The following is a 14877-nucleotide window of genomic DNA, read 5'->3' on the forward strand; positions in this document are numbered from 1 at the left end:
AAACTATCCGGCATCACCCTGTTCTAAATTAAATTTGCCTGATAATGAAGTTTCTGCTGCTCTTGATTTTATCTGCTTTCACCCTATCCGCTTTCTGCCAGGAAAGAACGGTATCGGGTGTGGTGGCTGATAAAAGCACGCAGGAGCGCATTGCTAAGGTAAGTGTTACCAATACCCGCAATGGCAAGGTAATTTACAATAATTTAAAAGCAGAGTTCACCATTACAGCCCGGCCGGGCGATGTATTGGTATTCAACAGGCAAGGTTATTTCTCCGATACTTTAAAAGTGCCGGTGAGCACCGATATGGCCGTTTACCTGAAACCCAAAGCCATTATGTTGAAGCAGGTGACTATAAAAGACTCGCTGCTGAGCCCGACCCAGCGTTTAGCTAAAGCCAAGGAAGAAAACAGTAAAGCTTATGGGTCACTGGCTAATCATGATTTGTTGAGCGTAGGCCCAGGCGTGGGTGCCGGTATCAGTATCGATGCCATCTGGAACATGTTGAGCCGCAGCGGTCGCAATGCCACCCACCTGCGTAAACTGATAGACCAGGATTACCGGCAGGATGTAATTGACTATCGCTTCAATAAACCATTTGTAGCGCAGATTACCGGTTTAACAGAACCCAATCTCACCCAATTTATGCAGCGTTTCAGGCCCAGTTACTACATGGTAACGGTGGCTTCTGATTATGAGTTTATCAAATACATTAAAGGTAACCTGATGCGTTACCAGCGCAATCCGCACGGTGTACAGGTGCAGCCCTTGCCACAAATAACTACAGCATCTAAATGAAATACCCGGTAGCTGTATGGCCTTTTCTGAAAGTGAGCGGCATGGCTGTTTATCCGTTTATTGTGGTACAGAAAGCCTCCATGAAAACCGATCAAGTACTTATCCGCCACGAAACCATCCACATGAAGCAGGCGCAGGAATTATTGATTATTCCATTTTACCTGCTTTATTTGTTTAATTATCTTATCAACCGTTACAAATACCGAGACCATAACACAGCATACCTGAATATTGTATTTGAGCGCGAGGCTTATCATTACGAAGCTAATCCTGCTTATTTAACCAGGCGAAGATTTTGGGCTTGGCTACAGTTTATAAAAAGTTAAGGTTCAAATTATTTGTTTTGATGTTACAAGCATAGGTGAGCATATTAAACATGTGTTATAACGCCACCTCTCTTTTTAGTGCGCCGGCAATAGGAGTAACATAAGTATCAACAGCAACAATTACCCCTCTTTTATTGATGATCATATGTGTTGGAAACAAATTAAGCCCAAGTTGATGCATAATGTAAGATTCCTGGTTTGGCACCACCGCATAATTTAAGGAATGACTTTTTAGGAATTGTTGCAAATCTTTTTTTGAATCGAGCGCAAGGCTGATGAACAGGATATCTTTTCGGGTTTTATACTGGCTGGCTATTTCGTTTACTTCATCAAACTCCTGAATGCAAGCACCACAACGGATAAACCATGTTTTTAATACCAAGATCTTCCCTTTGGTATTGGCATTGGTATATAAGTTGCCGTTGATATCAGTAAAACGGAATGCAGGCATCACCTTATTGGTTTTGCTGTAGTGGTCGTATTCTGTTCTGGCCAAGTCCTTTACAATGCTTTTAAAGCCGTTTAATGCTTTTGCATCAAACTTATAGAGCTTATAATAAGAGCATGCATCTTTAGTGGTTAATTTTACCGGGTAATAGTTCCCGGTCATCAGCATTTTTAAAGCTTTGGTTTTGGTGATAATGGCCGACTGCGGCGTAAGCCCTACAAAATCATCATTCAGATTCAGGTAATGGCTTTCATAAAATCGCCAGTTTTGCAGGTTACTGGTAATTTGCTCAGGCGGCATTACCGGTCGGCCCGGTTTGTAAGTTTGGGCAAAGCTGATGAGTTTGATACTGCACAATAGTAAAAGAAACAGGTAAGACTTTTTCATAAGTAAGGTTTAACAAGGTATAATGTGGCTTTTATTCAAATATAATTTACTTACCGGATTTTGTAAGCCGCGTATACGTGCTCATCAAACACCTCCTCATTTTTAATTACTGATTGCCGCAAAATTCCCTGCTTTTCATACCCGGCTTTTTCCAGCACCCGCATCGATTTAGGATTTTTACTAAGTACGCACGCTTGTATACAAATAATATTCAGCGTATCAAATGCATGTTGGGTAATCAATTTTACGGCCTCGGGCATGATGCCTTTACCCCAGTGTGCTTCACTGAGCCAGTAGCCCAGTAGCGGTGTTTTGCGGTACACATCGCTGCGTAGTTCTACACCCAATGCACCAATAGCCTCGCCATTTACTTCGATAGCCAGGTGTAAACCCGCAATGTTGGTCCGGCTATTAATGAAGGCAATAGCATCATTCAGCGTATAAGGCTTGGGGAAGCGGTCTAACAGAAAGTCATAAACGTTAGCGTTGTCGGCATGCCGCTGCATGGCCGGGGCATCGTTAATGGTCCAGGGGCGAAGTGTAAAACCGTTGCCGTATAAGTGCATAAGGTAACAATTGAGTTAGTGGTACGGTGTAATCTGCTGCAACTTATTAAATTGCAGCCTGATTTACCAGCGTTGTTCCATCCGGATATGAAAAAAATACTGACTTTATTATTATTAACTGGTGCTGTAACCGGTACCCAGGCTCAAACTTTAGGCCCGCTTACGGTAGAAAAAATTATGCGCGATCCCAAATGGATGGGTACCTCGCCCGACCGCATTCGCTGGAGCGACGACAGCAAAAAGATATATTTTACCTGGAACTCTGATAAAGCCGACCAGGATGCCCTATACAGTATTACCACAGGTAACCTGCGCCCGCAAAAAATGAGTATGGATGAGCGCAGGCAAATGAGTTCGCCCAATGGTACCTGGAACCGTAAACACACCGCCAAACTTTTCGAGAGCAATGGCGATATTTTTTTGTATGACCTGAAAGCTGGTAAAACTACTCAGCTTACCTCAACCACCGATCGTGAAAGTAATGCGGCTTTCGTGGCAGATGAAAGCGGCATCCTGTTTATGCGGGCAGATAACCTGTATTTGTTAAATATGAAATCGGGCTTGCTAACGCAATTAACCAACTTCAGCCGCTCATCAGTGGGTGCAGCAACGCCTGCTTTTGCTGCCGGCCGCCGGGGAGGTGCAGCCGCGCAGGGAAGTGTAACCATGCGCCAAGGCAATAGTACCGACCCTCAGGCTCAATGGCTGAAAAATCAGCAAACAGAACTGTTTGAGGTCATCCGTGATAAAGAAAAAACAGACAAAGAAGAGGCAGCCGACCGCAAGGCTTTGCAGCCAAAACGGTTAAAGGAAATCCCGATAGGTGAGCAATCACTGAGTTATGTGCAATTAAGCCCCAACCAGCGATATATTACTTATCGCCTCATTAAGCAGGCCGAGGGTGCTAAAGCTACCATTGTGCCCAACTATGTAACGGCTTCAGGATACACCGAAGATATTAATAACCGCACCAAAGTAGGTGCGCCGCAATCTACCTCGCAAAGCTTTGTGTTCGACCGTGAACGTGATACAGTGTATGCCATTGCTACTACTGATATTCCGGGTATTAAAGATTTACCCGATTATGTAAAAGATTACCCCAAACAACTGGAAGAGCGCACCCGCCGCAATGAAGACCGTAGAGTAACCATTAACGGCCCATACTGGAGTGAAGATGCCAAAAACGCCGTGGTAGTAATTAATGCCCAGGATAATAAAGACCGCTGGATAATGAAGTTGGATGCCAACACTGGTAAATTAAGTTTGATTGACCGCCAGCGTGATGAAGCCTGGATTGGCGGCCCCGGCATTGGCGGCGGCAGCTACTCGGGCGGCACAGTAGGCTGGCTGGATAATACCCATTTTTATTTCCAGAGCGAAGCCAGCGGCTATTCACACATTTATGTGGCCGATGTAACCAGCGGTACCAAAAAGCAACTCACCAGCGGTAATTGGGAGGTACAAAGCTTGGATTTATCAAACAATAAAAAGACTTTTTATTTTACAGCCAACAAAGAGCACCCGGGTATCACTGAGTTTTACCGTATGCCGGTTACTGGTGGTACTCCTGTGCAAATTACCAGCATGAAGGGCGGCAACGAAGTATCATTGTCGCCCGATGAAAGATGGCTGGCTATCCGGTATTCCTATAGCAATAAACCATGGGAGCTGTACTTGCAGCCCAATAAGGTTGGGGCGAAGGCTATGCAGGTAACCAACTCTATTACCCCGGAGTTTAAATCGTACGCCTGGCGAGATCCGGAAATGGTCACCTTCAAAAACCGCTTTGGCAACACCGTATATGCCCGGGTTTACCCGGCCAAAAATCCGGCGGCTACACGCCCCGCAGTCGTATTCGTACACGGAGCCGGCTACCTGCAAAATGTACATTATTGGTGGAGCAGTTATTTTCACGAATACATGTTTAACAATATGCTGGCCGACAATGGCTATACGGTAATTGATATTGATTATACGGGTAGTTCGGGTTATGGCCGCAACTGGCGTACCGGCATCTACCGGCACATGGGTGGCAAAGATTTGGACGACCAGGTAGACGGTGTAAAATATTTGGTTGAAAAATATAACATCGATCCTAAACATGTGGGCATGTATGGCGGCTCTTACGGTGGTTTTATGACGCTGATGGCCCTGTTTACGCAGCCCGATGTATTTGCTTCAGGCGCGGCCCTGCGCTCGGTTACCGATTGGGCACATTATAACCATGGGTATACCGACAATATTTTGAACGAACCTTACAACGATGAAAAAGCCTACCGCCAGAGTTCCCCCATCTATTTTGCCAACGGCCTGAAAGGCAACTTGCTGATGTGCCATGGCATGGTCGATCAAAACGTAAACTTTCAAGACATTGTGCGCCTCACCCAAAAACTCATCGAACTGCATAAAGACAACTGGAGCCTGGCCCCTTATCCGGTAGAAGACCACGGCTTTACCACCCCCAGCAGTTGGGCGGATGAGTATAAGCGGATATATCACTTGTTTGAGACAACGCTGAAGTAGCGCCCCCTAACCCCCTGAAGGGGGAACAGAAATCAAGGTAACTATAAATCTCCACCCCGCCATTGCGAGGTACGAAGCAATGACGGGGTGGTAAGGTGTGGGTAATATTATAATTGTAAGTAATCTTCAATTCCCCCTTCAGGGGGTTAGGGGGTACTCACCACTCCACCGAGCGCATGGCACTTACCATACCGCTGATGCTGTTGTTAAAGTTCGTCATGCTACCCAACGGAAAAGGGATGGAGGCTATTTTCTCAATGCTTTCGGCTTTGGATTGGCTGATGGCTTCGAGCGCATACTTTTCAATGGCTTTCATGGTGATGATGATCAGCCGGGGCTGCATCTCGGCTATGCGTTCGGCTAAGTAGGGAATACCGCGCCGGCGTTCTTCATTCTGCTCTTTGGGCGAAAGGTGTTTAACCGGCACCAGGCAGATGTTGTCCAGATAGCAGCCAAAAGCCTTGTAAAAGTCTAAAAACTCATCTTTGTCTGCAAACTCACCAAACACCTGGGTAAATGCTGCTTTAACCGCTTTAAACAACTCTGAATTTTTTCGATAAAAAAAGCGGCTGCCTGCCGCCGGTGCATCGGCAATGAACAATACATTCACCTTTTCGGGTTTATAATGCTGGCGCAGATCGTTAAAGTTGTCAATGCTTTCCATTTGAAAATGAAAATCAACAAGTTGTAAAATTGTTTCATCAACAAGGGCAATAACATTTAGCTTATAATATAGATTTCGCCTATATGGCATCGAATATTTCAATGATTAAGGCCAGCAAGAAAGTGTATCTTTGACACAAAATATTTAAATAACCATCTATATGATATCTGTAGGAGAAAAATTTCCATCGTTCAGCAAAACCGCTTGCGTAAGCATTGAAAAAGGTAAAGAGTTTGAAACCTTAACTTCTGATTACTTAGTAAACGAGGATAACGTTTGGACCGTAATTTTCTGGTGGCCAAAAGACTTTACTTTTGTTTGCCCTACCGAGATTGCAGAGTTTAATAAGAGCTTTGGCGAGTTCCGTGACCGTGATGCCCGTTTGATCGGTGCTTCAACCGACTCTGAATTTGTACACGCTGCCTGGAGAAGAAACCATGATGACCTGCGCGACTTGAAATTTCCGATGCTGGCTGATACTTCAAAATCATTGGCTGAAGATTTAGGTATATTGGAGCCAAATGAAAAAGTAGCTTACCGTGCTACCTTCATCATCGATCCTCAGGGCATGGTACGTTGGGTATGTGTAAATGACCTGAACGTAGGCCGTAACGTTAAAGAAGTATTGCGCGTACTTGACGGTTTACAAACCGACGAGCTTTGCCCTTGCAACTGGGAAAAAGGCCAGGAAACTTTAACTGTATAATTAATTTGCATAACAAGGTCTCCGCACTGATAAAGGCGGAGACCTTTTTTTGTCTATACTAAAGTTTGTCATTGCGAGGAACGAAGCAATCCCGTAGCTGTGCTTCTTCGCCCTGTATACGATGAGATTGCTTCGTACCTCGCAATGACAATTTAAATTATAATACTACTACCATGAGCGAAAGCACCGAAATTATACAGGAAATATTACAAAGCATCGGCGTTGATGCCGGCTATCGTACCGACAGTTTAACTTTGCTGGAAAAAGGTGAATCACGTTATCTGCGCGATTTGAAATTGAATTTTACCAGCACACTCACATCTGAGCAATTAAGCACTAAAGAATGTGCCTTATTGGGTTTAACTACTGCCATCAACAATAACAACGGCCCCTTAACCCAATTTTTTACGGCCTATGCCGAGCAACAGGGCGCTACCGCAGCTGATATAGCTGAAGCCGCAGCCTGTGCTTCTTTACTGGCATCAAACAATGTATTTTACCGTTTCCGCCACTTTACGCAGAAGGAGAAGTATACCCAGATTCCGGCACGCATCCGCATGCAGATTATGATGAAACCGGTTACCGGCAAAGAATTTTTTGAGCTGATGAGCTTGGCTATCTCTGCCGTAAACGGCTGCGAAATGTGCGTAAACGCACACGAAGATTCATTGATTAAACTGGGCACCACCGAAGAGCGCATTTTTGATGCTGTACGCATTGCCTCATTAGTAACCGCCACCGGAAAAATCATTTTTTAAGTACTTATTAGTGCTTATTTTGTAATAATATAGTTACAATTAAACCATTACTTATAGCAATTTCTCTTTTCGGGAAAATTCCTACTAATTTTATAGGGAAGATTAAACAACCTGTTAGGCCAATTATACTTTTTTGTTTTACAAAGAAATTAATAGTCAAGTAGGGTAAGTACTAAACGTTTTTAATTGTTAATTTTTTTGGGTAAAGCCGCCTTGTAGAGGGCGGCTTTTATTATTTCATCTCAACTTCATCACGAAACAAAAAAGGCCCTCTCCGTAGAAAGGGCCTTTCAGATATATATAGATTAACTTTAGTGGGCATCAGCAGGCATAGCCACTGCTTTGCGGAAAGGCTGCAAATACAGCAATGGTATGGAAAACAACATCACCAAGCCGGTTAGCCAATAGGCATCATCATAAGTAAGCAAAATACTCTGACGGCTGATTACACCTTCCATCTGTGCATAAGCCAGGCGGGTAGCATCGCTTATGCTGCGGCCATGCGCTATACCATTGGCAATCATACCTTGCAGGCGCTGATTGAAGGTAGGGTTGTACTGGTTGATATTCACCAGCAAATTATTACGGTGTACACCTTGGCGAATATGGATGATGGTAGTTAAAGCCGCAATACCGAATGAACCGCCCAACTGGCGCATCATGTTATTTAAACCGGTACCCTGGCCAATTTCTGGGCCTTTCAAATCGGCAATAGCTAACGTAGTGAGTGGCACGAATAACAGCGCCATACCTACGCCCCGGATAGCCAGCGGCCAAAAGAAATCACCCTGTCCGGTAGCCAGTGTAGACTTGCTCAGCATATGGGTAAACACAAAGAATAAAAACATACCTACCGTAGCCATAAACTGTGCAGGCACACCATTATTCAGCATTTTACCTACAAAAGGCATCATGGCAATGGTAAACAAACCGCCGGGTAGCAATAAAAGGCCTGTTTGAGCCGCCGAGAAGTTGAGCAAGCTCTGACAGAATATCGGAAACACAAACACCGACCCATACAAGCCAAATCCCAGAATGAACGAAGTAAACATCCCCACCGAGAAACTGCGGTAGCGCATAATGCTGAAGTTTACAATAGGGTGGCTGGTAGTCAGCTCTCGCCAGATGAACAGTAATACACCTATAACGGCAGTTATGGTTAATACAATGATATAAGTTTTGGCAAACCAGTCTTCCGACTCACCTTTTTCCAATATGGTTTGTAAACTGCCTACTGCAATAGCCAACAGGGCTATACCCCACCAGTCTACGGGTTGCCCCTTACCGGTTTTAGGTGTGGGCCTTACATAAATATAAGTAAATATCGCTGCCAAAATACCTACCGGGATATTCACATAAAATATCCAGGGCCATGAAAGCTGGCTATCAGTAATGTAACCACCAATAGTTGGGCCTACAGTTGGACCTACTACCGCACCTAAACCAAACAACGCCGTAGCGGTACCTACCTGCTCACGCGGCCAGGTTTCCAGCAGGATGGCCTGAGAAGTGGAAATGAGGCCCCCACCCGCCATACCCTGTAAAATACGGAACATAATCAGCTCGGTTAAGCTGGTGGCATTACCGCACAGGAATGAGGCGATGGTAAATACAATAATAGAAGTAAGAAAATAGTTTTTACGGCCGAATACGCTACCCAGCCAGCCCGACATGGGCAGGATAATTACGTTGGCTACCGCATAACCGGTGGTAATCCAGGCCACATCCTCAAGCGTGGCACCCAGATTACCCTGTATGGTAGGCAGCGAAACGTTTACAATCGTGGTATCAATCAGCTCCAGTAGGGAGGCTGTAATTACCGTAATGGTAATGATCCACTTTTTAAAGCCGGTTTCAGCCATGATCTAATTTAGTCTTTAATAACTACAGAAACATTTACACTCATGCCCGGACGCAGTTTATCCATGGTCTCTTTGCTGGCATTGATTTTAATTTTTACCGGTACACGCTGTACTACTTTCACAAAGTTACCGGTAGCATTATCCGGTGGCAGTAAAGAGAATTTAGCGCCTGTGGCCGGAGAGAAGTTGTACACTGTACCATCCAATTTCAATTCCGGGTAAGCATCTACTTCAACTTCTACCTTCTGGCCGTTACGGATTTTATCCAGCTGGGTTTCTTTAAAGTTAGCGGTAATGTATAAGCTGTTATCATTTACAATAGAGAACAGCGTTTGGCCGGCTTGCACCAATTGACCAACCTGAATACTCTTTTTAGAAGTAACACCGCTGGCAGGAGCCATTACGTTGGTGTATGATAATTGCAATTTGGCAAAATCAACATCAGCCTGGCGCTGTGATACACCGGTGTTGGTTACTTTTAACTGGTTGCGTGTGGCACCTACTTGTTCTTGTGCTGCTTTGTATTGGTCTTGTGCGGCACGTACATTGGCCTGGGCTACTTCCAGATCAGATTTAGCCTGGTCATACTGCTGGCGGGTAATAGAACCATCCTGAATCAGGTTGGCATAGCGGGCAAAATCTTTGCGTGCTCTTTCCAGTTTAGCCTGTTGCGATACGATGTTGGCGCGGGCGTTAGCGGCGTTGGCTGCATTCGTATAAATCTGCGATTCGCCTACACCTACGCTACCTGCTGCACCTTGTTGTGCGGCGCGGGCCTGCTCTAATTTTACTTTATAATCACGGTCATCAATTTTAACCAGTTGCTGGCCTTTGCTCACGTGTTGGTTATCTTCAAAATAAATACTGTCTACATATCCGCCTACACGGGCTACTACTGGGCTGATGTCGCCATCAATCTGGGCATCATCGGTATCCTCGTGCTTGCTGTAATACAGCCATTCTTTCACCCCGAAAATGATACCTACAATCAATACGATTGCCAGTATAATCGGGACTACTTTATTTTTCTTTTTAGGTTCTTGTTCTTGTATAGTTTGTTCCTGTGCCATGGTAGTAATTTCAATTATTGTTTGTTAAGTTTTCCGGTTGATTTTAATAAGTTGTAGTAAGCCATACCTACATCGGCTTTTGCCAGTTCGAGGTTGGTTTGTGCCTGGTATACCAGCGTTTCAGCATCAGCACGATCGGTAGCAGAGGCAGTGCTGTTGGCGTACCTTGAAGCCGTAATACGGTTGTTTTCATTAGCCTGCGCAATAGACGCCTGCAGCAGGTGTACGCGGTCAACAGCAGCAACATAATTCTGGTAGCTGCGGTTCACTTCGTTTTTGATATTATCTAAAGTAACATCCCGGTTAATACTAATCTGGTCGCGCTCAATGCGGGCTTGAGCTACTTTATTCTTGTTGTTCCACAATGAGCCAAAGTTCCATGACAGGGCCAGGCCTGCGGTGATCGGAGTAACAAAATTCCCCTTGGTAGGGAATGGGTTAGCTGATATGTCCAGATAATAAGCAGCAGCGGTAGCAGCCAAAGTTGGCAGCTGGTTAGCGCGTACATTTTTGATGTTGATATCAGCTGCACGGCCGCGCAAATCAAGCGATGTCAGCTCCTGGCGGGTAGCCAGCGCAGTGTCCAGATAGCTGCTCAATGGTGAAATCGGGCGCTCGGTATCTACCACCTGGGTAATATTCAGTTGGGTGCTTTCAGGCAAACCCAATAACACATCGAGGTTGAAATTAATAATCTTGCGGTTGTTTTCCAGGTCGATACCATTCAGTTCGATGTTTGAGCGTTGTAATTGAAAACGCAATACATCATTCTTGGTTACCAAACCCTGATCGAACAGGCGCTGAGCCTGATGAATTTGCTGATCAACTGCATTTAAATTGGCCTGTACTACTTTTTTGTTTTGCAGTACCTTGTACAGGTTATAATATTCGTTTACAATATCAATAGCAATCTGGTCTTTATCGCGGTCAGCATCCAGTCGGGCCACCTGTACCAGCAAGTCGGTCGACTCTTTGGCATAACGGTAACGGCCGCCACCATAAATTACTTCTTCGGCCGAAACGGTGCCCAGGTTGGCATTAGCGCTTTTAGGCAAAGCCAGGCTTTGCTCACCAACGGTTAACTTATTGGCCGGAATTTGCGCCCGGCTGTAAGCAAAACTGGCGCTGCCGGTAGGTAACACCAAATCTTTAGCCTGGTTGTACTGGTTTACAGCCTGATCGATACGTGATTGTGACAGGCGCAGTGTTTTACTGTTTTGCAGGCCTAATTTAATAGCTTCATCTAAAGTGATAGGCCGGTCTTGTGCTGTGGCTGCCTGGAAACTGAATAGCGCCGGCAGGGCAGCCATCAGGCCCCAGCGACCCAGTTTTTGCAATGGGTGCTTAATTGGGTAAGGGTGTTGTTTATTCAAAGGGGTTGTCATTTTCAGTTAACTAAATATGCTTTTAACAAATTTTTCATGTAGGTTTTTAAACGGGGTTTCAGGTTGTTTTCCATAATGTCGGGGTTTTGAATATCAAACCCCAGCATCAACGAAGAAACGCCACTGGTGTTCATAATAAAATTTTTAACGCCGTGTATAGTTGCAATCAGCAAATCGGTATCAGCATCTTTTTTAAATTCATTACGGTCAATGCCTTCCTGTAATATCTTCCTGAGTTCAATTACATTATTCATAATAATATGATTCAACTTATCTGATAACTCCCCGCGTTTAAGGATGGCCATTTCCTGATACAGCAATCTTTGAAAGCAACTGTTGGTAAATACCCTGTCTACATAGGCTTCAACATAATATTCAACCTTTTGCCAGGAACTGAGCTTGTCATCACTTCCTATATTTTGAAGTAAATTTTGAAATACAGAGATACGGCGCTCAAAAATGGCTAAGAACAAACCCTCTTTTGAGCCAAAATAATAGTTCAGCATGGCCATGTTTACACCAGCCTCGCTCGAGATGGTACGTGTAGAAGCACCATCATAACCCAGCTCTGAAAACACCCGCTCGGCTACATCAAGGATATGATCCTTTTTATCTGTCTTTTCTTTGTCCATTATTTTCAGTGCACAAAGTTAATCAAACGATTGATTAAGTATATTGTTTCTATATTTGTTTGACAGTTTATGACAATTTGGAGATAAATGTTGCCAAAATATGAGCAGATGCAGCTATTACTTATAAATATTATAAGCACTTTTGAATTGAAATGTTTACCTGTTTTGTTTAATTTTTAGCAAAAAATATTTGAGCTATGCGATACATCAGCCTATATATTATATTACTTACCTGTACCCTTGTAGTAAAGGCGCAAACTGCACCGCCGGCCGATGTAGCTACCAAAAAGCAACAGCTTAAAAAGCTGAACACTTTGGGTAGCGTACTTTATATTGCAGCCCATCCTGATGATGAAAATACACGCCTGCTGGCCTACTTGGCACAAGAGAAACATTACCGCACCGGCTACCTGGCCCTCACCCGCGGCGATGGCGGCCAGAACCTTATTGGAAACGAACAGGGCGAATTATTAGGGCTCATCCGCACGCAGGAACTATTGGCTGCACGCCGTATGGATGGTGCGGAACAGTTTTTTACCCGGGCCAATGATTTTGGTTTCTCTAAGAACCCGCAGGAAACCTTAAGTATTTGGGATAAAGAAAAAATATTGGGCGATGTGGTATGGGTGATCCGCAAATTCAGGCCCGATGTGATGATTTGCCGTTTTCCTACCACGGGCGAAGGCGGCCACGGCCACCACACCACCTCGGCCATACTGGCGCAGGAAGCTTTCAGTGCCGCGGCCGATCCTAACCGTTTTCCGGAACAGTTGAAATACGTAAAGCCCTGGCAGGCCAAACGCCTGCTGTGGAATACCTTTAACTTTGGTAATACCAATACCACCTCAGCCAGCCAGTTTAAGATAGATGTAGGCGGTTACAACCCATTGTTAGGCAAAGGCTATGGCGAAATTGCAGCCGAAAGCCGTTCTAACCACCGTACACAGGGCTTTGGCAGTGCCCGCCAGCGTGGGCAGGCATTGGAGTATTTCAAAACCATTTTGGGCGATGCCCCGCAAACCAGCCTGCTCGATGAAGTAAACACCACCTGGAGCCGCGTAAAAGACGGTGATGCCATTAGTACCAATATTGATATCATCAGCAAAAACTTTGATGAAGACCACCCCGAGAAATCGGTATCGGCATTGGTAAAACTATCCGATCGCATCAGTAAGGTAGGCGATGTATACTGGCGCACGCAAAAAACTGATGAATTGAACAACCTGATAGCCGAATGTGCCGGCCTTTGGTTTGAAAGCTATGTAACTGAGCCCACTTATGCCGTAGGCGACCAAATGCAGGTGCGTTCACAAATCATCAGCCGTTTTGGTGGCAACATTAAAGTAAGCAGCGTAAACGGACAAACCTTTAATGGTGGCCGCCTGCTGCCTGATAATGAACTGCAGAACTTTGAAAGCACTACAACTGCCGAAAAGATTACTCAGCCCTACTGGCTTGAAGGACCGCATGGCATAGGCATGTATACCATTAATGATGACCTGAAAGTGGGCAACCCCGAAAACCCGGATTTGCCTAAAGCAGCTTTTGAATTTGTAATAGATGGCAAACCCATCCGTTATGAGCGCCGCCTGGTATATAAATCGGTAGACCCGGCGCGTGGCGAACTTTACCAGCCGGTAGAAATTGCACCACCGGTAACAGCCAACATTGAGAATAAGGTGTACATTTTTAGCACCCGGCAACCGCAAAAAATACAGTTGAAGCTAAAAAGCTTTACTGCCAACGCTTCAGGTACTGTAGCCCTGAAGCCGTTAAATGGCTGGAAAATCAGTCCGGCCAGTATTGCGTTTGCGGATAAAGCAAAGGGTGCCGAGTGGACAGAAACCTTTACAGTTACACCGGCTAATGCTACAGCCAATGTAGCCCAGGTGCAGGCAGTAGTTTCGGTTAACGGAAAAGCCTACCCATTGGGTTTTCAGCGCATACAGTACGAGCATGTACCCAATATTACACTGTTCCCCTTTGCGCAGGCTAAATTGGTGAACCTCGATTTAAAAACTGTGGGTAAAAAAATTGGTTACCTGCCCGGTGCCGGCGATTTGATGCCCGAAGCCTTGCAGCAGGTAGGTTACGAGGTGCACCTGCTTACGGATAATGAAGTAATGAATGCTGACCTCTCCAGCTATGATGCCATTGTAACTGGCGTAAGGGCCTATAACGTACTGGACCGGTTGCCTTATGAGCAGCCCAAACTGATGGCTTATGTAAAGAACGGAGGTAACCTGGTGGTGCAGTACAACAATTTTGCCGGGTTGAAGGTAAACCCGATTGGGCCTTACCCCTTCCGTGTGGTAAACGAGCGGGTAACCAATGAAAATGCCAAAGTAACCGTACTGGAGCCGCAAAGCCCGCTGCTCAACTATCCGAATAAAATTACCCAGGCTGATTTTAACGGCTGGATACAAGAGCGGGGCCTATACTTTGTAACCGATATTGCACCCGAGTACCAGGCGCCACTGGCCATGAATGATGCCAACGAAGCGCCCAATAAGGGCTCACTCATTAGCGCAAATTACGGTAAAGGTCGCTTTGTATATACCTCGCTGGCCTTTTTCAGAGAGTTACCGGCCGGTGTGCCGGGTGCTTACCGGTTGTTTGTAAACTTGCTGAGCAAGCCGAAATAATAAACCCATATATTTGCCCCGTGAAGCTACTCTGTTTGTTCTTCCTTTCCTTCATCCTGCTGCTGTCGGTAAAACCGTGTTGCGCAGATGATAGTTGTGATGGGCAGC

At 45.2% G+C, this 14877-nt stretch carries 13 protein-coding genes; 6 read left to right on the forward strand and 7 right to left on the reverse strand.

From position 1 onward, the window contains the following. Window positions 1–44: 44 nt before the first annotated feature. Both ACYVNW_RS14130 and ACYVNW_RS14135 read left to right on the forward strand, forming a co-directional pair. Complete coding sequence (locus ACYVNW_RS14130; RefSeq protein WP_460680518.1) at window positions 45–797, forward strand: peptidase associated/transthyretin-like domain-containing protein; 753 nt, start codon at window positions 45–47, stop codon at window positions 795–797. Beyond that, window positions 794–1123: a hypothetical protein gene (locus ACYVNW_RS14135; protein ID WP_460680519.1), complete on the forward strand. Its 330-nt coding sequence runs from the start codon at window positions 794–796 to the stop codon at window positions 1121–1123. The genes ACYVNW_RS14130 and ACYVNW_RS14135 overlap by 4 nt, the downstream gene beginning before the upstream one ends. Window positions 1124–1178: 55 nt before the next feature. Here the strand turns inward: ACYVNW_RS14135 and ACYVNW_RS14140 are convergent, their stop codons facing one another. Then, entirely contained in the window at window positions 1179–1958 is a 780-nt protein-coding gene (locus ACYVNW_RS14140; protein ID WP_460680520.1) for a TlpA family protein disulfide reductase, read from the reverse strand. Between the two features lie 50 nt (window positions 1959–2008). Next, complete coding sequence (locus ACYVNW_RS14145; RefSeq protein ID WP_460680521.1) at window positions 2009–2524, reverse strand: GNAT family N-acetyltransferase; 516 nt, start codon at window positions 2522–2524, stop codon at window positions 2009–2011. 87 nt (window positions 2525–2611) lie between these two features. Here ACYVNW_RS14145 and ACYVNW_RS14150 point away from each other — a divergent pair, with 87 nt between their 5' ends. Further along, window positions 2612–5047, forward strand: a complete 2436-nt coding sequence (locus ACYVNW_RS14150; protein ID WP_460680522.1) for a S9 family peptidase — start codon at window positions 2612–2614, stop codon at window positions 5045–5047. A gap of 157 nt (window positions 5048–5204) precedes the next feature. Here the strand turns inward: ACYVNW_RS14150 and ACYVNW_RS14155 are convergent, their stop codons facing one another. Beyond that, window positions 5205–5711, reverse strand: coding sequence for a uracil-DNA glycosylase family protein (locus tag ACYVNW_RS14155; RefSeq protein ID WP_460680523.1), 507 nt, complete (start codon window positions 5709–5711; stop codon window positions 5205–5207). A 160-nt stretch (window positions 5712–5871) separates the two neighbouring features. Between ACYVNW_RS14155 and ACYVNW_RS14160 the strand changes: the two genes are divergently transcribed. Together ACYVNW_RS14160 and ACYVNW_RS14165 are read left to right on the forward strand one after the other, a co-directional pair. Further along, window positions 5872–6417 (forward strand): peroxiredoxin, encoded by a 546-nt coding sequence (locus ACYVNW_RS14160; RefSeq protein ID WP_460680524.1) that lies wholly within the window; start codon window positions 5872–5874, stop codon window positions 6415–6417. A 173-nt stretch (window positions 6418–6590) separates the two neighbouring features. Continuing rightward, window positions 6591–7175 (forward strand): carboxymuconolactone decarboxylase family protein, encoded by a 585-nt coding sequence (locus tag ACYVNW_RS14165; protein WP_460680525.1) that lies wholly within the window; start codon window positions 6591–6593, stop codon window positions 7173–7175. Between the two features lie 311 nt (window positions 7176–7486). Here the strand turns inward: ACYVNW_RS14165 and ACYVNW_RS14170 are convergent, their stop codons facing one another. From ACYVNW_RS14170 to ACYVNW_RS14185, 4 genes are read right to left on the reverse strand one after another with little or no spacing between them, the layout of a single operon-like run. After that, entirely contained in the window at window positions 7487–9037 is a 1551-nt protein-coding gene (locus ACYVNW_RS14170; RefSeq protein WP_460680526.1) for a DHA2 family efflux MFS transporter permease subunit, read from the reverse strand. Between the two features lie 8 nt (window positions 9038–9045). Then, on the reverse strand, window positions 9046–10107 hold the full coding sequence (locus ACYVNW_RS14175) for an HlyD family secretion protein (RefSeq protein ID WP_460680527.1): 1062 nt from the start codon (window positions 10105–10107) through the stop codon (window positions 9046–9048). A 14-nt stretch (window positions 10108–10121) separates the two neighbouring features. Further along, the gene (locus ACYVNW_RS14180; protein WP_460680528.1) at window positions 10122–11492 is read right to left on the reverse strand and encodes a TolC family protein; all 1371 of its coding nucleotides are present in this window, start codon (window positions 11490–11492) and stop codon (window positions 10122–10124) included. A gap of 2 nt (window positions 11493–11494) precedes the next feature. Continuing rightward, window positions 11495–12124, reverse strand: coding sequence for a TetR/AcrR family transcriptional regulator (locus ACYVNW_RS14185; RefSeq protein ID WP_460680529.1), 630 nt, complete (start codon window positions 12122–12124; stop codon window positions 11495–11497). A 197-nt stretch (window positions 12125–12321) separates the two neighbouring features. Between ACYVNW_RS14185 and ACYVNW_RS14190 the strand changes: the two genes are divergently transcribed. Beyond that, window positions 12322–14769 (forward strand): PIG-L family deacetylase, encoded by a 2448-nt coding sequence (locus tag ACYVNW_RS14190; RefSeq protein WP_460680530.1) that lies wholly within the window; start codon window positions 12322–12324, stop codon window positions 14767–14769. Window positions 14770–14877 lie beyond the last annotated feature (108 nt).

The organism is Mucilaginibacter koreensis (assembly GCF_054783355.1).

What these genes read in the sequence shown, in the direction of transcription:
- ACYVNW_RS14130 (WP_460680518.1), top strand. Translation starts at nt 45, where the DNA reads ATGAAGTTTCTGCTGCTCTTGATTTTATCTGCTTTCACCCTATCCGCT.
- ACYVNW_RS14135 (WP_460680519.1), top strand. Translation starts at nt 794, where the DNA reads ATGAAATACCCGGTAGCTGTATGGCCTTTTCTGAAAGTGAGCGGCATG.
- ACYVNW_RS14140 (WP_460680520.1), bottom strand. Translation starts at nt 1,958, where the DNA reads ATGAAAAAGTCTTACCTGTTTCTTTTACTATTGTGCAGTATCAAACTC.
- ACYVNW_RS14145 (WP_460680521.1), bottom strand. Translation starts at nt 2,524, where the DNA reads ATGCACTTATACGGCAACGGTTTTACACTTCGCCCCTGGACCATTAAC.
- ACYVNW_RS14150 (WP_460680522.1), top strand. Translation starts at nt 2,612, where the DNA reads ATGAAAAAAATACTGACTTTATTATTATTAACTGGTGCTGTAACCGGT.
- ACYVNW_RS14155 (WP_460680523.1), bottom strand. Translation starts at nt 5,711, where the DNA reads ATGGAAAGCATTGACAACTTTAACGATCTGCGCCAGCATTATAAACCC.
- ACYVNW_RS14160 (WP_460680524.1), top strand. Translation starts at nt 5,872, where the DNA reads ATGATATCTGTAGGAGAAAAATTTCCATCGTTCAGCAAAACCGCTTGC.
- ACYVNW_RS14165 (WP_460680525.1), top strand. Translation starts at nt 6,591, where the DNA reads ATGAGCGAAAGCACCGAAATTATACAGGAAATATTACAAAGCATCGGC.
- ACYVNW_RS14170 (WP_460680526.1), bottom strand. Translation starts at nt 9,037, where the DNA reads ATGGCTGAAACCGGCTTTAAAAAGTGGATCATTACCATTACGGTAATT.
- ACYVNW_RS14175 (WP_460680527.1), bottom strand. Translation starts at nt 10,107, where the DNA reads ATGGCACAGGAACAAACTATACAAGAACAAGAACCTAAAAAGAAAAAT.
- ACYVNW_RS14180 (WP_460680528.1), bottom strand. Translation starts at nt 11,492, where the DNA reads ATGACAACCCCTTTGAATAAACAACACCCTTACCCAATTAAGCACCCA.
- ACYVNW_RS14185 (WP_460680529.1), bottom strand. Translation starts at nt 12,124, where the DNA reads ATGGACAAAGAAAAGACAGATAAAAAGGATCATATCCTTGATGTAGCC.
- ACYVNW_RS14190 (WP_460680530.1), top strand. Translation starts at nt 12,322, where the DNA reads ATGCGATACATCAGCCTATATATTATATTACTTACCTGTACCCTTGTA.